The sequence below is a fragment of the Streptococcus salivarius genome (assembly GCF_002094975.1).
GTDB lineage: Bacteria > Bacillota > Bacilli > Lactobacillales > Streptococcaceae > Streptococcus > Streptococcus salivarius_D.
In genome coordinates this window covers 502,853-522,333 of the sequence record NZ_CP015283.1, presented here as the reverse complement: position 1 = coordinate 522,333, position 19,481 = coordinate 502,853, and the positions used below count along the sequence as shown (strand labels likewise).

Sequence of the window (19,481 nt, the reverse complement as noted above, 5' to 3'; positions counted from 1 at the left end):
TTCAGCTTAATCTGGATTGAGAAATCCCTATATAGAGAAAGCAAGTTGATTTACCCATTAGTCATAAACAATAAAATAACTTAAAATCTTTGACTAATATGGATTGGACTATAAATAGATAAAGGAGCATCATCATGCAAAAAAAGAATACATCTAACACTAAAAAATTAGGTCTTTTTGGACTTGTTACAGTAGCAACACTTGGGGCAACAGCTTTAGCTAATGCAGAAACTTACACAGTTCAAAAAGGTGATACACTTTCAGCTATTGCTAAGAAAAATGGTACGACCGTAGATGAAATCGTTTCAAAAAACGGTATTCAAGATGCCAATAAGATTTCTATTGGTCAAAGCTTAACAATTAATGAAACAACTGAAGAGACTACAGAACCTTCAGCTACAACAGCTACAGCGGAAGCAGCTGTTGAATCAACACAATCAACAGAGTCTACACAAAGTGAAGATACTCAAGCGACCAATACAAATCTTTCTTCTTCAGAGGTAGCTGCCAAAGAAGAAATCGCTCAACGTGAGTCAAGCGGTAGCTATACAGCTCAAAATGGGCAATATTATGGACGTTACCAATTAGCATCATCATATTTGAACGGAGACTTGTCTCCTGAAAATCAAGAGAAGGTAGCAGATAATTATGTAGCAAGCCGTTATGGTTCATGGACAGCAGCTCTTGCTTTCTGGAATGCTAATGGTTGGTACTAAATCATTATTACTGACTTATGAGGAAAACTTGTAAAACCTCATACAAATAAGGGGAAAATGCCAGAATCTTGGCATTTTTTTATTAAAATGATAAATCATTGTAACATTAGACATAATACAAATAATCGGCAGTAATATTACTAAGTTATGATGAATGTAACTAGAATTAACTAGGAGGGATTTATGTTTAAAAAAAGTTATAAGGGACGCCGTATCAAATTAGCAGCGAAGAAATCATTGGCGGTACTAGTGGCAATTGTAACAAGTTTTATTGTCATTTTGGCAGTATCACTGTCTACACTAATTAATAAAGGGTTGGTTAATGCATTTTCAGATTCTGTTACCCCAGCACCTTCAACAGCATCAACAACGTCAGAATCGACAGCAGATTTAGTTAAATCAACAGAAATTAGCTCAAGCAAAGAGAATAAAGCTAACAAAGAAAAGGTTGAAGAAAGTAAGCCTCAGTCAGAAACAACAGGAGAATCGGTAGAATCAGCTGAAAAGTCTCAGTCAGATACTGCCACTATAAGCGCTGCTTCAACGAATACTGATACTACGTCGACTCAAATACTTGGAACAGCTCCTTCGGTTGCTGCAACTGGTAGTGGGTCAGTTGTTCTCTCAAATGGGAACACTGCAGGAGAAGTTGGTTCTTATGCGGCGGCACAGATGGCAGCAGCTACTGGTGTTCCTCAGTCAACTTGGGAGTCAATTATTGCGCGTGAGTCAAATGGTGATCATACTGCAGCAAATGGTTCAGGTGCATCAGGTCTTTTTCAAACAATGCCTGGATGGGGCTCTACTGCAACAGTTGAGGATCAAATTCAATCAGCCTTGAATGCCTATAACGCACAAGGTTTGTCAGCTTGGAATTACTAATATTAATAGAAGTTGGGAGCATGCTCTCAGCTTTTTAATTTGGATGTAGGTAATCTGTTTTATAGAGCTACTTGTTATTACTAGGTAGGGTATGGCCTTTTTGTTATAATAGGAATGAAAGGTATAGCAATGAAACAAATTTTTAAATCAAGAGAAAAGTTGTGGGTTTCTCTTATTATTATAGCTTTTGCTGTGTTATTGGTTACACCACAACTACTTACAAGAAAAGTCATTTTAGGTTCAGATTCCATCTTTCACTATAACAGGTTCTATGAAGCTGCTATGCAACTAAAAAATGGTAACCTTTCTTACTTTTTATCTTTATATGGATTCCAACAGTCAGGCCGCATTGTCAATGCTCTTTACGGTCCTTTTTTTGCCTATTTACAAGGAGGGCTTATTTTAATAAGTGGCACTTGGTTTCGTTATCAGATTGTGTCAAGGGTATTACTACATATACTAGCAGAGTCCTCAATGTATGCCTTGCTCAAGCAGTGTAAAGTTAAGACAAACATTGCCTTGTCACTAGGTTTACTCTATGCGACAACATTCTCTATCCAATACTGGACGATGCGTCAGGGTTTCTCTAGTTGGGGAGCAGCTTTACTACCTTTTTGTTTTATTCCAGCAATTCACTATGTCTTTTATCAAAAAGTAGAACCAATTAGACTTGCCTTGTCTATGGCATTGATTTTTCAGGTTCACGTACTCAGTGCTTTGATATTAGTGATGATGTATCTTCCTTTTTATCTTTACACTTTTGTAAAGTCTCCTATCGCTAAGAAAAAGGAAACCTTCGTTCAAGTCCTTATAGCAGTCATTCTATTCCTCTTACTGACTGTCAATGTCTGGTTAGTACTCCTATATTTGAGAGGGACTAATCATCTCTTAGATCCATTTATAAATAGAGAAATAGGTAAGAATGGGATAGATGGGACAGCAAGATATTGGCTATATACCCCAATTTCCTTAATGGTGTTACTCATTTTACAGTTTCTTTACGCTGTTTTGAATTGGAAGAAATTTGCTAGATGGAAAAAAATACTGCATTTTATTTATTTTGTCTTTTTCTTCTTGTCGACAGGTCTTTTTCCGTGGCAGCATCTAGTAGAAAATGGAAACACATTTGCTGAACTGATTCAATTTCCATTTAGATTCTTTGTTCCTGCCACCATTTTACTTTTAGCAATTACGGGGTTAACGGTCACGCGATTTGTAAACTGGCGAAAAAGTATTGCTGTTTTACTCTTTGCCTTTGCGGGTGTTGGTCTCATTCAGAATATGATGGATACTACCGATCGTGTAAAAACTGCGGCACAAGATGGTGAACTTATTTCCATTGTTAAACATACTTACGTTGAAGGAGATTACCAGACGATAAGTCTTACCATGAATGACAGTGACTTGTCACAGTTTTTAAATTTAGTTGTCAAACCCACACCAGATTACGTACCTATTTATGGGACAATAGGTAAGCAGAACACTTATGATCTTTATTACGAAAATATCGTTACGAATCAGAAGGCAGAAAAGCTACTAGAAGATGGTAATCTTGTATTAACTTGGCAAGCTGCTGAAGGGGAGGAACTGAATCTACCGATAGTTGTCTATAAAGATTCCATCTTGACACTAAATGGTAAAGAATTAGACAAGGATGCCTATAACTTGTCAACGATTGGTACACCGACCGTTTCATCACAAGAAGGACAGAATAAACTTGTGTTAAGTTATAAGGAGCCAGGATGGCTATTTGTAGCGTTATTGATTCCAATAATAGTCTTAGGAGTAATAGGTTTACAGTGGCTTTACACGAAAACAAGTATCAAAAAGGTTGCCTAGTGGTAACCTTTTTGCATTATTCTTTAATCATGATATAATTAAGCTTGCGTGCTTTTACGCTTCAAAATCGACCTTCAAATCGATATTTGAATAACTAGACCCTTCAAGTCTATGTTAATTTTTATTTGATGGGAGGAGTTATCTATGACTGATAATTCAAAAACACGTGTTGTTGTCGGTATGAGTGGTGGCGTTGATTCATCAGTAACAGCCTTACTTTTAAAAGAGCAAGGTTATGATGTAATCGGTGTTTTCATGAAAAACTGGGATGACACAGATGAATTTGGTGTGTGTACCGCAACCGAAGATTATAAAGATGTAGCAGCAGTAGCTGATCAGATTGGTATCCCCTATTACTCTGTCAACTTTGAAAAAGAGTACTGGGATCGTGTATTTGAGTATTTCTTAGCAGAGTACCGTGCAGGCCGTACCCCTAATCCAGACGTTATGTGTAATAAGGAAATCAAGTTTAAGGCTTTCTTAGATTATGCGATGACATTGGGAGCGGATTATGTGGCTACAGGACATTACGCTCAAGTTGTTCGCGATGAAGACGGCATTGTCCATATGTTGCGTGGTGCAGATAACAATAAAGATCAAACCTACTTCCTTAGTCAACTTTCGCAAGAGCAGTTGCAGAAAACGATGTTTCCTTTAGGACATCTACAAAAGCCAGATGTTCGTGAGATTGCTGAACGTGCAGGTCTTGCAACAGCCAAGAAAAAAGATTCAACAGGAATATGTTTTATTGGTGAGAAAAACTTTAAAGAGTTTCTTAGTCAATACTTGCCAGCTCAAAAAGGTCGTATGATGACTGTCGATGGTCGTGATATGGGTGAACACAACGGACTCATGTATTACACTATTGGTCAACGTGGTGGTATGGGTATTGGTGGCCAAAAAGGTGGCGATAATGCTCCTTGGTTTGTAGTAGGAAAAGATCTTTCTAAAAATATTCTTTACGTGGGTCAAGGTTTCCACCATGAGTCCTTGATGTCAACTTCTCTTGACGCTTCAATGATTCACTTTACTCGAGATATGCCAGAAGAATTTGAAATGGAATGCACAGCAAAATTCCGTTATCGTCAACCTGATAGTAAAGTTACTGTAAAGGTTAAGGGTGATAAAGCAGAGGTTGTTTTTGCTGAACCTCAGCGTGCTATTACACCAGGTCAAGCCGTTGTTTTCTATGATGGTCAGGAATGCTTGGGCGGCGGTATTATTGACCAAGCGTATAAAGACGGAAAAGTTTGTCAGTATATCTAACTGGAGTTAAGTAAAAACGATGAGTTCTCAATTTTTTTATGCATTTATGGCATTTTTCGCTATAATGAACCCAATTTCAAATCTTCCTGCTTACATGGCTTTAGTAGCAGATGATAGTCAAAAAATTTCACGAAAAATTGCTTTTAGGAGTCTTTTGATTGCCTTTGTTATTGTAACTGTTTTTATCTTTTCAGGAGATTTCATTTTTAAAGTATTTGGAATTACAATTATTTCTTTCAGAATTGCTGGCGGAATATTAGTGGCTGTTATCGGTTATCATATGATTAATGGTAATCATTCACCCAGCTATAAAGGAATGGAGCAGCAAGCAGTAAATTCAGATCCAATGTCTATTGCTATTTCTCCTCTTGCAATGCCACTTTTTGCGGGACCAGGTACAATTACAACTGCTTTAAGTCTGGCTAATGGAGGTTTGCAGAATCAACTGATAACCGTAGTTGCTTTTGCTCTACTATGTGTCATCACTTATCTCCTGTTAAGAAGTGCAAAACAAATTGCAGGCTTCTTGGGAGAAAATTTGATGAAAATTATAACGAAAATGATGGGACTTTTACTATTCTCCATAGGTATACAGATGATTATTGTCAGTGTGCAGACCTTGCTCAAACAGTGATTTGCATTGACAAAACGATTTGATTTGATAAAATAACTTTAACAATAGTCATGATGGTCAAAGCTCATGGATGTTGCAGGCTTTTTGTTCTGCACTTCTCAGAGTTTTGACTATTTTTGTGTGGTTTCGAAAGGAAGTAAAATGAGGCAAAAGGATTTTCGGACGAAAATAGATTCTACTGTTTTTGGTGTGAGAGCGACTGCTTTGATTGTAAAAGATAATCGCTTGTTTGTCATTGAAGATGAGGACGGCTGTTACACAATCGGAGGTGCTATTCAGGTCAATGAAACTACAGGAGATGCTGTAGTTCGGGAAGTCAAAGAGGAACTTGGTGTTACATCTAAAGCAGGTCCGCTAGCTTTCGTGGTTGAAAATCGTTTCGAACAAACTGGTGTTCACTATCACAACATCGAGTTCCACTACTTAGTAGACTTACTTGAGGAGGCACCTTTGGTCATGCAGGAAGATACAAAGCAATTACCTTGTCGTTGGATTGCTTTAGATGATTTACATACTGTTGACCTGAAACCGGCCTTTTTAAAATCAGCCCTACCAGACTGGGACGGAAAATTACGACACATCCATCTTGAGAAATAGGAGAAATAGAATGAATTATAACTTTATAGAAGAATACGATATCATTGTAATCGGTGCTGGTCACGCTGGTGTGGAAGCTAGCTTAGCTGCAGCCCGCATGGGATGTAAGGTTTTATTAGCGACTATTAACCTAGAGATGTTGGCTTTTATGCCATGTAATCCTTCTATTGGGGGATCTGCCAAGGGGATTGTTGTCCGTGAGATTGATGCCCTTGGTGGAGAGATGGGTAAAAATATTGATAAAACTTATATTCAGATGAAAATGTTGAATACCGGTAAGGGACCTGCTGTCAGAGCTTTACGTGCACAAGCCGATAAAGCCTTGTATGCTATGACAATGAAGCATACAGTTGAGCGTCAGGAAAACCTGACTCTCCGTCAGTCCATGGTTGATGAAATTCTTGTTGAAGATGGTAAGGTAGTTGGTGTAAGAACAGCCACAAATCAAAAATATGGAGCTAAAGCGGTTGTTGTCACAACAGGAACAGCTTTGCGTGGTGAAATTATCCTAGGTGAGCTCAAATATTCTTCAGGTCCTAATAACAGTCTTGCATCTGTTACATTGGCAGATAACTTGAGGGATCTTGGCCTTGAAATAGGAAGATTTAAAACAGGTACCCCTCCTCGTGTCAAGGCATCATCAATTAATTATGAAGAAACTGAAATTCAACCAGGTGACGAAAAGCCGAATCATTTTTCATTCTTGTCGAAGGATGAAGATTATCTTCAGGATCAAATTCCTTGTTGGCTAACTTATACGAATCAAGAGAGCCACGATATTATCAATAACAATTTACACCGTGCCCCAATGTTTTCAGGTATTGTCAAGGGTGTAGGACCTCGTTATTGTCCATCAATCGAAGATAAAATTGTCCGATTTGCCGATAAGAATCGCCATCAACTTTTCCTTGAACCTGAAGGAAGAGAGACTGAGGAAGTCTATGTGCAAGGCCTGTCAACTAGTCTGCCAGAAGATGTTCAAAAAGAGTTGATTCACTCAATTAAAGGTCTCGAAAAGGCAGAGATGATGCGAACTGGTTATGCGATTGAATATGATATCGTGCTCCCTCATCAACTACGTGCAACACTTGAAACGAAGTTGATTTCAGGTCTCTTTACAGCAGGACAGACCAACGGAACTTCTGGATACGAGGAGGCAGCAGGTCAAGGTCTAGTTGCTGGTATCAATGCGGCTCTTAAAGTTCAAGGTAAACCAGAACTTATTCTCAAACGTAGTGATGCCTATATTGGTGTAATGATTGACGATCTTGTCACAAAAGGAACCTTGGAGCCATATCGTTTATTGACATCACGCGCAGAGTATCGTCTCATATTACGTCATGATAATGCTGACATGCGCTTGACACCTATTGGTCGAGAAGTTGGTTTGGTTGACGATGAACGTTGGCGTATCTTTGAAATTAAGAAAAATCAGTTTGACAGCGAGTTGACACGTCTGTCAAAAGAAAAATTAAAACCTATTAAAGAGACGAATGAAAAAATTCAAGCTCTAGGCTTTAAGCCATTGACAGATGCCATGACAGCTAAAGAGTTTATGCGTAGACCAGAGATTGATTACGCCACAGCTACTCAGTTTGTAGGTCCAGCTGCAGAAGATTTGGACGCGAAGATAGTAGAGTTGCTTGAGACCGAAATCAAGTATGAAGGTTATATTAATAAAGCTTTGGATCAAGTAGCTAAGATGAAACGTATGGAAGAAAAGAGGATTCCAAAAAATATTGATTGGGATGCTATTGATTCCATTGCTACCGAAGCTCGTCAAAAATTTAAGAAAATCAATCCTGAGACCATTGGTCAAGCGAGTCGTATTTCAGGGGTCAACCCAGCAGATATCTCAATTTTGATGGTTTATCTTGAAGGTAATAATAAGGCCCGCAGGAAAGTAGACTAACGGTGCTAACACGTTTAAAAGCCTTTTAATTAAGGCTTTTTTATGTTATAATTGTTAGATTAAGAGGTTTTATATGAAAAGATTTCACTTTGCAACGATTCATCTTGTAATGATTGGGCTAATTCTTTTTGGAATTGCTACTATTTTTGTTCGCGTACTAAAATCGGAGTCTGCACTCATTTTTGCGCTTTTTATTATTATGGTAGTAGTTGTTGCCTTATTGCATTACCAAAAGACAACATATGAGTCCTTAGAAATAGAGCAATTAGATGAACTGAATCAGGATGTTGAAGATTCTTTGAAGACCCTTCTCGGAAAGATGCCTGTTGGGGTTATTACTTTTGATGAGAACGATCATATTGAATGGTTCAACCCCTATGCGAAGCTAGTACTTTCGGATGAAAATGGAAATTTCAATAAGCAGTTGATTGCGGATTTTATTTCCCAGAAACGAAAGGGGTCACCTTCGAATGTGATAACCGTTGGTGATAATAAATATGCCGCTTTTGTGGATTTTGACAATAAGTTGACATATTTTATTGACAATGTTTATGATCAAGATGAAAATGCTGATCCAAATATGACTCGTCCTGTTATCGGGATTATTTCAGTTGATAACTACGACGATGTGACAGGAAGTTTACCTGATGCCGATGTTTCAAAAATCAACACATTTGTGGCAGGGTTTATTTCTGAGTTTGCTAAGGCCAAGCATATTCATTATCGACGTATTGAAGGTGATCGTTTTTACTTCTTCACCAACTACAGTGTTTTGACAGAATTCATGGATCAAAAGTTTTCTGTCTTGGATGACTTCCGTCAGCAGGCTCAGGAGCGTGGTTTACCACTGACTTTGAGCATGGGAATTTCATTTGGTACGCTTAAGCATGATCAAATCGGTCAGGTTGCCTTGCAGAATTTAAATATCGCACTAGTTCGCGGTGGAGATCAAGCTGTTGTCAAGGAAAACGATGATCACAAGGAACTTCTTTATTTTGGAGGAGGTTCTGTTTCAACAGTAAAACGTTCTCGTACAAGAACAAGGGCCATGATGACTGCAATCTCTGATAAGTTGAAAACAGTCGAAAAAGTGTTTGTTGTCGGACATAAGAATCTCGATATGGATGCTCTAGGGGCAACTGTCGGTATGGCTCATTTTGCCAGTCAAATTGTTCGAAAAAGCTATGCTGTTTACGATGATACGGCTATGAATGCAGATATTGAGCGTGCAGTCGAACGGCTAAAAGAAGATGGTCAGTCACCTCTTATTACACTTTCAGAGGCCGAAGAGTTAGTCAACCAACATTCGTTGTTAATTATGGTTGACCATTCTAAAATCAATTTAACCTTATCTAAGGATTTTTATGATCGATTTAATGAAGTTATTGTTGTAGACCATCACCGTCGAGATGATGATTTTCCTGAAAATGCTGTTTTGACCTTTATTGAAAGTGGGGCGAGCTCAGCCTGTGAATTGGTTACGGAGTTGTTGCAATTCCAAGGTGCCCCAGAACGTTTGAGTAAAATCCAAGCCTCTATCCTTATGGCAGGTATCATGTTGGATACTAAAAATTTCTCAACTCGTGTGACTAGTCGAACCTTTGATGTCGCCTCTTATCTGCGTAGTTTAGGAAGTGATAGTGGAGAAATCCAAACGATCTCTGCTACTGATTTTGAAGAGTATCGACGTATCAATGAGCTAATTCTAGCAGGTGAACGTATTACAGATGATATCATTGTTGCCTCAGGTGATAATCCTAAATGTTATAATAATGTTGTGATTTCTAAGGCAGCAGATACGATGCTTGCCATGGCAGGTATCGAAGCAACTTTTGTTGTCGCTAGGACCAGTGATTCTACTGTGAATATATCTGCTCGAAGCCATAAAACGATTAATGTACAACGTATTATGGAGAAAATGGGTGGTGGAGGCCATTTCAACTTAGCGGCCTGCCAATTGCGAGACTGTAGTGTTGCTCAAGCAAAAAATAAATTGATTGAAACTATTATGGGAGAATTGGCTCCCAAGGAGGACTAAAATGAAAGTTATTTTCTTACAAGACGTTAAAGGTAAAGGTAAAAAAGGCGAAATTAAAGAAGTACCATCAGGTTACGCTCAAAACTTCTTGATTAAAAAGAATCTTGCCAAGGAAGCGACAAACCAAGCTATCGGTGAGTTGAAAGGTAAGCAAAAATCTGAAGAAAAACATGCAGCAGAGTTGTTGGCTGAAGCGAAGCAAGTTAAAGAGCAACTTGAAAAAGAAGAAAATCGTCTTCAATTTACTGAGAAGGTCGGACCAGACGGACGTACTTTTGGTTCAATTACAGCCAAAAAGATTGCAGAAGGACTTCAAAAACAATTTGGTATCAAAGTTGATAAACGCCATATTGAACTTGAACATCCTATTCGTGCGATTGGTCTAATTGAGGTTCCTGTAAAGCTTCATAAAGAAGTGAGTGCACAAATTAAACTTAACATCAAAAATAGTGCTGAGTAATTCGTTGACACTATAAGTAAATCTTGTAAAGGAGGGAATAATTGTGGCAGAAGCTCAAGAATTACGAGTGCAACCTCATGATTTAGTAGCGGAACAGTCTGTTCTAGGGGCTATTTTCATTAACCCGGAAAAGTTGATTACAGTTCGAGAATTTATCGAAGCAGACGACTTTTACAAGTATTCCCATCGTGTCATTTTTAAAGCAATGGTAACGCTGTCGGATCGAAATGATGCCATTGATGCCACGACAGTACGCACCATTCTAGATGACCAAGATGACCTCCAAAATATAGGGGGTATTTCTTATCTTGTAGATTTGGTCAATAGTGTCCCAACATCCGCAAATGCTGAGTATTATGCTAAGATTGTGGCTGAGAAAGCCATGCTTCGCCGTATTATAAATAGATTGACAGAGACTGTCAACCAAGCATATGAGGGCGCTACTGAATCTGATGAAATTATTGCGAATGCTGAGAAGGCCCTAGTTGATGTTTCAGAGCATAGCAATCGTAGTGGTTTCCGCAAAATATCTGAAGTTCTTGATGTCAATTTTAATACTTTGGAGATGCGTTCACAGCAAACATCAGATGTTACTGGGTTGCCGACAGGTTTCCGTGACCTTGACAAGATTACAACAGGTTTACACCCTGATCAATTAATTATTTTAGCAGCTCGTCCCGCAGTTGGTAAAACAGCCTTTGTACTGAATATTGCTCAGAATGTTGGTACCAAGCAAAATAAAGCTGTTGCAGTCTTTTCTCTAGAGATGGGTGCAGAAAGCTTGGTTGATCGTATGTTGGCAGCTGAAGGGATGATTGATTCCCATGCTTTACGTACAGGTCAATTGACAGAGCAAGATTGGAATAATGTGATGATTGCTCAAGGGGCATTGGCTGAGGCACCTATTTATATAGATGATACCCCTGGTATAAAGATTACTGAGATTCGTGCACGGTCTCGTAAATTGTCACAAGAAGTAGAGGGTGGTCTCGGTCTTATTGTGATCGACTATTTGCAGTTGATTACAGGGACGCGACCAGAAAATCGCCAACAAGAGGTTTCAGATATTTCAAGACAGTTAAAAATTCTGGCCAAGGAGCTTAAAGTTCCTGTAATTGCCTTGAGTCAGTTATCTCGTGGGGTTGAACAACGTCAGGATAAACGTCCAGTCTTGTCTGATATTCGTGAGTCAGGATCTATCGAGCAGGATGCCGATATTGTAGCCTTCTTATATCGTGATGATTACTACCGAAAAGAAGGTGAAGAACCAGAGAATGCGATTGAAGATAATACAATCGAAGTTATCCTAGAAAAAAACCGTGCTGGTGCGCGTGGAACAGTCAAGTTACTATTCCAAAAAGAATACAATAAATTTTCATCGATTGCTCAGTTTGAGGAATCATAATTTTCAGATTTAAGGAGATATATATACATATGAGTGATGCATTTGCAGATGTTGCGAAGATGAAAAACATCAAGGAAGCTATTAAGTCACATGAAGGTCAGCTAGTAGAATTAACCCTAGAGAATGGACGTAAACGTGAAAAGAATAAAATTGGTCGATTGACAGAAGTTTATCCATCATTGTTTATTGTTGAATATCAAGACTTCAGTTCTCAAGCAGGAGCTATTAATAATAGTTATGTTGAATCTTACACTTATTCAGATATTTTGACTGAGAAGACTCTCATTCGTTATTTGAGTCCTGAGGAACAAGCTGAAATCGAAAATAAATAAGAAAAAGCCTTTACTTGGGCTTTTTTTCGTGGTAAAATGTTAAAGTATGTGAAATAATAGCAGGATAAAATGAAGCTCGTCAACAGGAAGTCGGCTAGAAAAGTAACCTTTGCTGTTTGGGCGAAGTCTTTCTGAACGAATCAGGTTTATCTAAAACGTTATTTCCTAAAAATATTTTTTATAGGAGGACATTATTAATGTCACGTTATACAGGTCCATCATGGAAACAATCACGTCGCCTTGGTTTCTCACTTACAGGCACAGGTAAAGAATTGGCACGTCGTAACTACGTACCAGGTCAACACGGTCCAAACAACCGTTCAAAACTTTCAGAGTACGGTTTGCAATTGGCTGAGAAACAAAAACTTCGTTTCTCATACGGTTTGGGTGAAAAACAATTCCGTAACTTGTTCGTACAAGCTACTAAAGTTAAAGGTGGAACACTTGGTTTCAACTTTATGGTTCTTTTGGAACGTCGTCTTGACAACGTTGTTTACCGTCTCGGTCTTGCAACTACTCGTCGTCAAGCACGTCAATTCGTAAACCACGGTCACATCCTTGTTGACGGTAAACGTGTTGATATCCCATCATACCGCGTTGAAGTTGGTCAAGTAATCTCAGTTCGTGAAAAATCAGCTAAAGTTCCTGCTATCCTTGAAGCAGTAGAAGCTACTATCGGACGTCCAGCATTTGTATCATTCGATGCTGAAAAACTTGAAGGTTCATTGACACGTCTTCCAGAACGTGATGAAATCAACCCAGAAATCAACGAAGCACTTGTCGTTGAATTCTACAACAAAATGCTTTAATTTTAAAATTCATTTTGCAAAAAGCCCGTTGTTATGGGCTTTTTTGTTTATCTTAAATCATTGATTTTTGAGTTTGTTCAGTTATTTGTTTAGTTACAAGTTTGTTTTCTAATAAAAAAAGTCCCTAGTCTAATACAAGTGACTAGGGGGCGTAATATGATAATAGATGATTTTGAGGTATAAATTATTTATTATCCAATCCGCCTTCAAAATCTGCTGAAACATTTGAAACGTAGTTGGTGAAATAGGCTTCAAAATCTTTTTTTAGTTGGTCGTACTCCTCTTCGGAGTAATCTTTATCCTCTATATAAGCCTGAAATCTAGGAATTCCCAGATCTTTTTGGAGACGTTGGATTACTTCTGTCTTTGTCATAAGAACCTCTCTTTCATTCTTTATTTTACCATATTTCAAATTGTATGAAGCATGCATGTTGTTTTAAAGGTTCACTTTTGATATACTGTCAAAGTTATTTAAGAAGGAGGCTACTATGTCTATTATTACACTAATTTTAGCTGGGATTGTTGCTTTGGAGCATCTCTATATCATGTATTTGGAAACTTTTGCGACACATTCAGACACGACTAGTCGTGTTTTCAATATGAGCAAAGAAGAACTTCAACGTGATTCTATTACAAACTTATTTAAAAATCAAGGGATTTACAATGGTTTGATTGCTATATTCCTCTTATATGGGATTTTTACAAATAGTCAGTTACTTGTAACTGTTTTTGTACTCAATGTTTTCTTTGCTGCTATTTATGGTGCTATAACTGCCAATAAGAAAATTATTTTAACGCAAGGCGGACCCGCAATTTTGACCTTGCTTTCACTTATCATTTCCTTATTTTAAGGATTTTATTGTAAAAGAAAAAAGCTGCTTTAACTATTGAAATGGTTTGCAGCTTTTTTATGCTTTTGAAGTGATTTTATTGTGGAATAAATCGTAGAAGAAAGTCTGTCATTTCTTGAGGTGATTCTTTTTTACCTTTATTTATCCAGGCTTGACAAGCACCAAAAATAGCATGTGCAAAATAAATACTGGCATAGTCTTTCTCGAATCCTTTAAGAGCTCTTTCTTCAGCAGTGGGATCAATGAAGTCCTCAGCTATCATACGCTGAAGTTTATGTATCAGAAAATCTTGAATTTCTTTTGATCCATTGGTAGACAATAGAGCTGATAGGAGCTTTTCACGAGTGAGAAATTCAAAGATTTCGAGAAAGGCTCCCTCTTTCTTTCCTTCATATTTATCGAAGATATACTCTAGCTTGTGGAAAAGCTCTTTCTGATAACTATCAATCATTTCATACTTATCTTTGTAGTGGGTATAAAAACTCGAACGGCTAATCCCAGCTGTTTGAACCAGACGAATGGTAGTAATATCATTGAAATCTTGGTCTTCAAGACATATTACTAAAGCATCTAAAAGAGCTTTTTTTGTTTGCGCGCGTCTTTGATCTTTTGACATACAAATCTCCTTTTATACACTTTTAGACTATGTGTCCAAAAATCGATTGTTTAACATTGATTTTCAGGTAAATGAGTTTATAATTGATTATATCATAAAAATAAACACAATGTCTAAAAAGGAGAAATATGTTAGCAGAATTAAAGGCTCTTCTTAAAAGTCCAAAGCTCTGGATAACAATTATTGGTGTCTCATTGATACCTGCTTTATATAATCTAATCTTTTTGTCTTCTATGTGGAATCCTTATGGTAATGTCAAACACTTACCAGTGGCAGTAGTGAACAAAGATAAGAGTGCTAGTTTCCAGAATAAGATTCTGAATATTGGTCATGATATGGTAGACAATATGTCTAAAAACAAAAATCTAGACTATCACTTTGTGACTGAAAATGAAGCCCAAAAAGGAATTGAGGATGGTGATTACTATATGGTAATCACTTTTCCAGAAAACCTCTCAAGTAATGCAGCAAGTCTTTTGACAAATGATCCTAAGAAACTGGAAATTTCTTATCAAACAACAGCAGGACATAGCTTCGTTTCTTCAAAAATGAGCGATTCTGCCATGTCTAAGTTGAAGGATACTGTTTCTAAAAATATTACATCAACTTATGTTGGAGCTGTCTTTAGGAGTATGTCTCAACTTCAGGGTGGTATGGGAACTGCAGCGAATGGGGCTAGGCAATTATATGCAGGTGCAGGCGCACTTCAGTCAGGGAGTCAGACCTTATCAAATGGCTTAGGAACTCTTGCTGGATCTACACAAACATTGGCTACAGGTGTTGATACCTTGAGTTCAGGCGCGTCTGCCTATACTTCAGGTGTGTCAACTTTGTCAGGCGCTTTGTCACAGTTAAATGCGAACTCTGAGGCTGTTAATTCTGCTGCAGGTCAATTTGTATCAGGAGCAGAGGCCATGAATACCTTAGTTACAGGTGCAGATTCGTTGTCAACAGCGCTCAGTCAAATGGCTACAGCAACAAGTTTATCTGAAGAACAGCAAGCACAGTTGTCAACCCTATCAACTAATTTAACTGATTTAAATACAGCAATTCAAAATCTTAATACAGCGATAAGTAACACATCATTACCAAGTGGAACATCAACAACATCAGTAGATACAAGTTCAATAGCGACTTATCTTTCAAATATTTCTTCTGCAGCTAGCTCTATAGCTACAGCTAGTGCAACTGATAAAGCAAATGATTTGGCTGCGGTACAAGGAACAGCTGCTTATCAAAGCTTGACCGCAGATCAACAAGCAGAGATTACATCGGCAATTAGTAATGCAGGCTCTACAGCTAGTAGTTATGCTTCAACTATTGCATCTGATGTGTCAAGTATGTCAACTGCTTTATCTAGCTTGACAGGTACGACAACAACTAGTAGCGGAGATTCAAGTAGTTTGGCTTCTCTACAAACGTCTATTTCAGGCATTGCAAGTTCGGCGAATGCTCTTCTCCCTGTAGCTTCATCAACGGTATCATCAATGCAAGCTAATATTGCTAATGTCAATTCAGTACTTGTCAATCAATTATCACCAGGAGCAACTCAAGTGGCTTCAGGTGTATCAACCGCTCAAAATACTCTAGCAACAGGTGCAAGTGCACTTTCAACTGGTTTGTCAACTTATACTGGTGCAGTGTCAACGATTGCCAGTGGTGCTCAAACTCTAGATGCTAACAGTAGTAGTTTAATGACTGGTTTTGCTACTCTTCAGAGTGGTACAAGTGCTCTCAATACAGGAGCTCAACAATTAGCAACGGGCGGAAATACCTTAACAAGTGGATTGACAAGTCTGTCAACCAACCTTTCTACATTATCTGATTCATTAAACAAGGCTAATCAGCAATTATCTCTTGTTTCTGTAAACTCAGACAATGCCAAAATAGTTAGTGCTCCGCTTAAAGAGAAGAAAACTGATAAGGATAAGGTTGACACTAATGGTGTGGGGATGGCTCCATATATGATTTCTGTTTCTCTTATGGTTGTCGCTCTTTCAACTAATGTTATCTTTGCTAAGAGCTTGACAGGAAGAAACTTTACGAGCCGTTTTGATTGGGCTAAGAATAAGTTCTTTATCAATGGTATCATTACGACTATGGCTGCAATTGCCCTTTATATTGCCATTCGATTTGTGGGAGTTGAACCAAATCATCCATTAGCTACATTTGGTATGATTCTCCTTGCAGCATGGACTTTAATGGCGCTCGTTACAGCCCTTGTGGGTTGGGATGATAGATATGGTGCATTTGCTTCTATGATTATGCTCCTTTTGCAGCTAGGTTCTAGTGCAGGGACTTATCCAATTGAACTTAGTCCTAAGTTCTTTAAGGTCGTCCAACCATTCTTACCAATGTCCTACTCAGTATCAGGTCTTCGTCAAACTATTTCAATGACAGGACAAATCTCAAATCAAGTACGTATGTTATTCATTTTCTTACTTATTTTTGTAGTTGTAGGTATTATTATTTATAGACCAAAGTCTGAAAATGAATAAACTAAAGGCCAGCTCTAATGTGAGCTGGCTTTTTATGTTATTCAACAGTTATATCACCGAGGTCTGAGGTAATGGTTAGTGTGTTATCCTTTGAGATCTTAAGGTTATTTGTGATGTCCACCTCTCCTGAATGACTATCGGCTTGAACATTGAGCGTGTAATCTTTAAGAGCTATTTCAATATCACCGGATGTAACATCAAGTTTATTGTGACCATTGAAAATCAGGTTATCTCCAGAGTAATCTCCCATTGCAATAGATAAATCTGAGTTAGTAAAAAGTGTATGATCACTATCAACACTACCAACATCAAGATTAGCTTTTAGGTTGCTGACAATCATTTTAGTAAAAGTTAGGTCCCCGACATTTAGATTGATGTCTGCTTGTTTGATAGTGCTATTACTTAAATCTAGATTTCCAGTTGCTAAATCAACCTTTAAAAAATCAATCGTTTGTTTTTTAGGGAGTGTAATGACAATGGTTTTATTTCTGACTTCCTCGTTGAGAGTAGAAAGCCTTACTAAATCTTTTAATCCAAAAAAGTTAATATGTTTGTTAGAAGTTGAATCTAATTCAGAGTTGTTATCATTGATAGTCAATTGACCATCCTTTACAGATGTGTCAATTGGATTTTTTGTTTTTTGGTAGTAAGAAAGCGTTGCTTTGTCAACGTCACCATTTTTTATAAGCACATTGTAGCTACTACTTTTAATATCAATTTTATTGAAGTCCTCAACTTCTTTCTTGACATAATCTTGCTCACTTATAGTTTTATTTTGTAAATCTGTTAAGCCACCTTGGCTATAACCCCAAGCTACTAATCCTCCTCCTAAAAATAGAGAGATAAGAGACACTCCGAGGACAATCTTTTTCCAAGTTTTCATGATTTTCTTCCTTTCTTGATGAGCCATTTAATCAATAGGGTAATTAGCTTTACAATAAGTTTACAGATTTCAAATGAAATCAAAAGCAGTAAGAGTGCTCCTCCAAACATCAATAGACCTAGGCCTCCTCCAAATAGTGTTGAAGCTAGTGAAATATTTAAGAGAGAGAAGCTTGTAAAGAAAGTGTAAACACCACTAATGAGTAAGGCAAAAGTAAGAGCTAAGGCAGTCACTATAACTGCAAAAATAATCAAAAGAAGTGTCAATAGCATAGCTAGAAAGAATAGTAGAATTGGTAAGGCGACTGGGCTAGCTAAAACAGCTAGAATCGCAATCCAGAGGATAGTTGTTTTATTACGTAAGCTACTCTTATCCTCAATAATCTTTTCGTCTAGAAGACGACTAATGACTTCATGTGCTGCTTCCTTAGGTGTACCCAATTCTGCAATAACCTGAGCTTCATTTTCAGGTCCAGCCTCTTCAAAATATTCCATGAAATATTCGAGGGCCTCTTCATAGTCCTTTTGTGGTAATTTTCGTAGATATTTTGTTAATTTGGCTATATATTCAGTCCTTGTCATGTCTTAATCTCCCTTCTACAATACCATCGAGGGTTTCTTTATAGGTTAACCATTCTTCATTAAGAAATTGAAGATGATTTTTTCCCTCTTGGGTAATACTGTAATATTTACGTTTACGCCCTTGATATGCTTGGCTATAGGTGGTCATATAACCTGCTTTTTCAAGCTTTTTTAGAATAGGATAAAGTGTTGACTCCTTGATATTAGCCACAAGCTTAATGGTTTGACTAATTTCATAGCCATAAGAGTCTTCTCTATCGATAATAGCTAGTATTAGGAACTCTATCAGGATTGACGATGTTGGAAAATACATAGTGTGCTCCTTTGCTTTTAGGATATGTATAAAAATTATATATAATTATTTTACACATTGAGTGTATCTCTTTTAGAAGGATATGTCAATATTTTATATATAAAAATTTTATATAATAGGGATAACTTCTTTTTTATGATAATATGAAGTCAAGGAGTTCTTATGACTATTAAAGATAAACTAGCTCATTACGAGCCGAAGCCACTAGGGGAGAAAGGACGCTATGCAGTGCTTTTACCCTTGATATATGATGTAAAAACTGATAAGTATCAAATCCTTTACCAAGTACGAAGTGAGCATATTTCTCAACCAGGTGAGGTCTCTTTTCCTGGTGGTCGTGTTGAAGACGGTGAGACTTTTCAAGAAGCTGCTATACGAGAAACTTGTGAGGAACTAAACTTAACTCCTGATCGAATTGACATTTGGGGAGAGATTGATTATCTGATTCATCAGGGGAGAACCATCCATTGCTTTGTTGGAAAGATAAATATAGAAAATTGGGAGGATATTCATCCAAATGAAGAGGTGAAACGATTATTTACAGTTTATGTTGACACGTTGTTGACAGAGAATCCGATTTATTATAAAGTGACTTCTACCTTGAGTGATGCGAAAGATTTCCCATTTTTCCTGGTAAAAAACAGAGAAAAATACAATTTTGGGTATAGTGAACGTCATATTCCTTTTTACAGAAACTTGACAGAAAATATATGGGGAATGACAGCTATGTTTACGCATAGGTTTACAGACATTCTGAAAGATTTAGAGTAAAAATAAAAGATCAACATATTATTGTTGATCTTTTTTACTATGAATTACATTGTTTATTTGCTACCAAAGGAGTGAAAT

At 37.5% G+C, this 19,481-nt stretch carries 20 protein-coding genes; 15 read left to right on the top strand and 5 right to left on the bottom strand.

Going from position 1 to position 19,481, the window contains the following annotated elements; genetic code table 11:
* The first annotated feature begins 134 nt into the window (after positions 1 to 134).
* The 12 genes from apf to rpsD all read left to right on the top strand — a co-directional run bounded on the left by apf (position 135) and on the right by rpsD (position 12,890).
* Entirely contained in the window at positions 135 to 716 is a 582-nt protein-coding gene (apf, locus tag V471_RS02690) for an aggregation-promoting factor (protein WP_014632483.1), read from the top strand.
* Positions 717 to 899: 183 nt separating this feature from the next.
* Positions 900 to 1,598, top strand: a complete 699-nt coding sequence (locus V471_RS02685) for a transglycosylase SLT domain-containing protein (protein WP_014632484.1) — start codon at positions 900 to 902, stop codon at positions 1,596 to 1,598.
* A 129-nt stretch (positions 1,599 to 1,727) separates the two neighbouring features.
* Complete coding sequence (locus tag V471_RS02680) at positions 1,728 to 3,437, top strand: hypothetical protein (RefSeq protein WP_014632485.1); 1,710 nt, start codon at positions 1,728 to 1,730, stop codon at positions 3,435 to 3,437.
* Between the two features lie 144 nt (positions 3,438 to 3,581).
* Positions 3,582 to 4,703 (top strand): tRNA 2-thiouridine(34) synthase MnmA, encoded by a 1,122-nt coding sequence (gene mnmA, locus V471_RS02675; RefSeq protein ID WP_014632486.1) that lies wholly within the window; start codon positions 3,582 to 3,584, stop codon positions 4,701 to 4,703.
* A gap of 19 nt (positions 4,704 to 4,722) precedes the next feature.
* Positions 4,723 to 5,337, top strand: a complete 615-nt coding sequence (locus V471_RS02670) for a MarC family protein (protein WP_045001316.1) — start codon at positions 4,723 to 4,725, stop codon at positions 5,335 to 5,337.
* A gap of 141 nt (positions 5,338 to 5,478) precedes the next feature.
* Positions 5,479 to 5,934, top strand: coding sequence for an NUDIX hydrolase (locus V471_RS02665; protein WP_049528201.1), 456 nt, complete (start codon positions 5,479 to 5,481; stop codon positions 5,932 to 5,934).
* 10 nt (positions 5,935 to 5,944) lie between these two features.
* Positions 5,945 to 7,846 (top strand): tRNA uridine-5-carboxymethylaminomethyl(34) synthesis enzyme MnmG, encoded by a 1,902-nt coding sequence (gene mnmG / locus V471_RS02660; RefSeq protein WP_049528204.1) that lies wholly within the window; start codon positions 5,945 to 5,947, stop codon positions 7,844 to 7,846.
* A gap of 73 nt (positions 7,847 to 7,919) precedes the next feature.
* On the top strand, positions 7,920 to 9,884 hold the full coding sequence (locus V471_RS02655; RefSeq protein WP_013991330.1) for a DHH family phosphoesterase: 1,965 nt from the start codon (positions 7,920 to 7,922) through the stop codon (positions 9,882 to 9,884).
* Position 9,885: 1 nt separating this feature from the next.
* Positions 9,886 to 10,344 carry a 50S ribosomal protein L9 gene (gene rplI / locus V471_RS02650; RefSeq protein ID WP_002885729.1) on the top strand — a complete coding sequence of 153 codons (459 nt, stop codon included), beginning with the start codon at positions 9,886 to 9,888 and terminating at the stop codon, positions 10,342 to 10,344.
* Positions 10,345 to 10,387: 43 nt separating this feature from the next.
* Entirely contained in the window at positions 10,388 to 11,749 is a 1,362-nt protein-coding gene (gene dnaB / locus V471_RS02645; protein WP_002885809.1) for a replicative DNA helicase, read from the top strand.
* A gap of 29 nt (positions 11,750 to 11,778) precedes the next feature.
* Complete coding sequence (locus V471_RS02640; RefSeq protein WP_002885699.1) at positions 11,779 to 12,081, top strand: Veg family protein; 303 nt, start codon at positions 11,779 to 11,781, stop codon at positions 12,079 to 12,081.
* 197 nt (positions 12,082 to 12,278) lie between these two features.
* Positions 12,279 to 12,890 carry a 30S ribosomal protein S4 gene (rpsD, locus tag V471_RS02635; RefSeq protein WP_002885833.1) on the top strand — a complete coding sequence of 204 codons (612 nt, stop codon included), beginning with the start codon at positions 12,279 to 12,281 and terminating at the stop codon, positions 12,888 to 12,890.
* A gap of 184 nt (positions 12,891 to 13,074) precedes the next feature.
* On the opposite strand, the gene V471_RS02630 is transcribed toward rpsD, so the two are convergent.
* Positions 13,075 to 13,263 carry a hypothetical protein gene (locus tag V471_RS02630; RefSeq protein ID WP_002885644.1) on the bottom strand — a complete coding sequence of 63 codons (189 nt, stop codon included), beginning with the start codon at positions 13,261 to 13,263 and terminating at the stop codon, positions 13,075 to 13,077.
* 115 nt (positions 13,264 to 13,378) lie between these two features.
* Between V471_RS02630 and V471_RS02625 the strand changes: the two genes are divergently transcribed.
* A complete protein-coding gene (locus V471_RS02625; RefSeq protein WP_013991329.1) occupies positions 13,379 to 13,741 on the top strand; it encodes a DUF1304 domain-containing protein in 363 nt (120 codons plus the stop codon).
* Between the two features lie 76 nt (positions 13,742 to 13,817).
* Here V471_RS02625 and V471_RS02620 read toward each other — a convergent pair whose 3' ends face one another.
* A complete protein-coding gene (locus tag V471_RS02620; protein WP_002885702.1) occupies positions 13,818 to 14,357 on the bottom strand; it encodes a TetR/AcrR family transcriptional regulator in 540 nt (179 codons plus the stop codon).
* Positions 14,358 to 14,485: 128 nt separating this feature from the next.
* Between V471_RS02620 and V471_RS02615 the strand changes: the two genes are divergently transcribed.
* A complete protein-coding gene (locus V471_RS02615) occupies positions 14,486 to 16,855 on the top strand; it encodes a YhgE/Pip domain-containing protein (protein ID WP_045001319.1) in 2,370 nt (789 codons plus the stop codon).
* 37 nt (positions 16,856 to 16,892) lie between these two features.
* On the opposite strand, the gene V471_RS02610 is transcribed toward V471_RS02615, so the two are convergent.
* From V471_RS02610 to V471_RS02600, 3 genes are read right to left on the bottom strand one after another with little or no spacing between them, the layout of a single operon-like run.
* Positions 16,893 to 17,738 (bottom strand): DUF4097 family beta strand repeat-containing protein, encoded by an 846-nt coding sequence (locus tag V471_RS02610; RefSeq protein ID WP_079119911.1) that lies wholly within the window; start codon positions 17,736 to 17,738, stop codon positions 16,893 to 16,895.
* A complete protein-coding gene (locus V471_RS02605; protein ID WP_045001322.1) occupies positions 17,735 to 18,319 on the bottom strand; it encodes a DUF1700 domain-containing protein in 585 nt (194 codons plus the stop codon). The genes V471_RS02610 and V471_RS02605 overlap by 4 nt, the downstream gene beginning before the upstream one ends.
* Positions 18,306 to 18,632, bottom strand: coding sequence for a PadR family transcriptional regulator (locus tag V471_RS02600; protein ID WP_014632494.1), 327 nt, complete (start codon positions 18,630 to 18,632; stop codon positions 18,306 to 18,308). Before V471_RS02600 ends, V471_RS02605 begins: the two co-directional genes overlap by 14 nt.
* 162 nt (positions 18,633 to 18,794) lie before the next feature.
* Between V471_RS02600 and V471_RS02595 the strand changes: the two genes are divergently transcribed.
* A complete protein-coding gene (locus tag V471_RS02595) occupies positions 18,795 to 19,403 on the top strand; it encodes an NUDIX hydrolase (protein ID WP_014632495.1) in 609 nt (202 codons plus the stop codon).
* The last annotated feature ends 78 nt before the right edge of the window (positions 19,404 to 19,481 follow it).

What these genes read in the sequence shown, in the direction of transcription:
- V471_RS02615 (WP_045001319.1), top strand. Translation starts at nt 14,486, where the DNA reads ATGTTAGCAGAATTAAAGGCTCTTCTTAAAAGTCCAAAGCTCTGGATA.
- apf (WP_014632483.1), top strand. Translation starts at nt 135, where the DNA reads ATGCAAAAAAAGAATACATCTAACACTAAAAAATTAGGTCTTTTTGGA.
- V471_RS02630 (WP_002885644.1), bottom strand. Translation starts at nt 13,263, where the DNA reads ATGACAAAGACAGAAGTAATCCAACGTCTCCAAAAAGATCTGGGAATT.
- V471_RS02655 (WP_013991330.1), top strand. Translation starts at nt 7,920, where the DNA reads ATGAAAAGATTTCACTTTGCAACGATTCATCTTGTAATGATTGGGCTA.
- V471_RS02670 (WP_045001316.1), top strand. Translation starts at nt 4,723, where the DNA reads ATGAGTTCTCAATTTTTTTATGCATTTATGGCATTTTTCGCTATAATG.
- mnmA (WP_014632486.1), top strand. Translation starts at nt 3,582, where the DNA reads ATGACTGATAATTCAAAAACACGTGTTGTTGTCGGTATGAGTGGTGGC.
- V471_RS02680 (WP_014632485.1), top strand. Translation starts at nt 1,728, where the DNA reads ATGAAACAAATTTTTAAATCAAGAGAAAAGTTGTGGGTTTCTCTTATT.
- V471_RS02625 (WP_013991329.1), top strand. Translation starts at nt 13,379, where the DNA reads ATGTCTATTATTACACTAATTTTAGCTGGGATTGTTGCTTTGGAGCAT.
- V471_RS02595 (WP_014632495.1), top strand. Translation starts at nt 18,795, where the DNA reads ATGACTATTAAAGATAAACTAGCTCATTACGAGCCGAAGCCACTAGGG.
- mnmG (WP_049528204.1), top strand. Translation starts at nt 5,945, where the DNA reads ATGAATTATAACTTTATAGAAGAATACGATATCATTGTAATCGGTGCT.
- V471_RS02610 (WP_079119911.1), bottom strand. Translation starts at nt 17,738, where the DNA reads ATGAAAACTTGGAAAAAGATTGTCCTCGGAGTGTCTCTTATCTCTCTA.
- V471_RS02685 (WP_014632484.1), top strand. Translation starts at nt 900, where the DNA reads ATGTTTAAAAAAAGTTATAAGGGACGCCGTATCAAATTAGCAGCGAAG.
- V471_RS02605 (WP_045001322.1), bottom strand. Translation starts at nt 18,319, where the DNA reads ATGACAAGGACTGAATATATAGCCAAATTAACAAAATATCTACGAAAA.
- V471_RS02665 (WP_049528201.1), top strand. Translation starts at nt 5,479, where the DNA reads ATGAGGCAAAAGGATTTTCGGACGAAAATAGATTCTACTGTTTTTGGT.
- V471_RS02620 (WP_002885702.1), bottom strand. Translation starts at nt 14,357, where the DNA reads ATGTCAAAAGATCAAAGACGCGCGCAAACAAAAAAAGCTCTTTTAGAT.
- rplI (WP_002885729.1), top strand. Translation starts at nt 9,886, where the DNA reads ATGAAAGTTATTTTCTTACAAGACGTTAAAGGTAAAGGTAAAAAAGGC.
- rpsD (WP_002885833.1), top strand. Translation starts at nt 12,279, where the DNA reads ATGTCACGTTATACAGGTCCATCATGGAAACAATCACGTCGCCTTGGT.
- V471_RS02600 (WP_014632494.1), bottom strand. Translation starts at nt 18,632, where the DNA reads ATGTATTTTCCAACATCGTCAATCCTGATAGAGTTCCTAATACTAGCT.
- V471_RS02640 (WP_002885699.1), top strand. Translation starts at nt 11,779, where the DNA reads ATGAGTGATGCATTTGCAGATGTTGCGAAGATGAAAAACATCAAGGAA.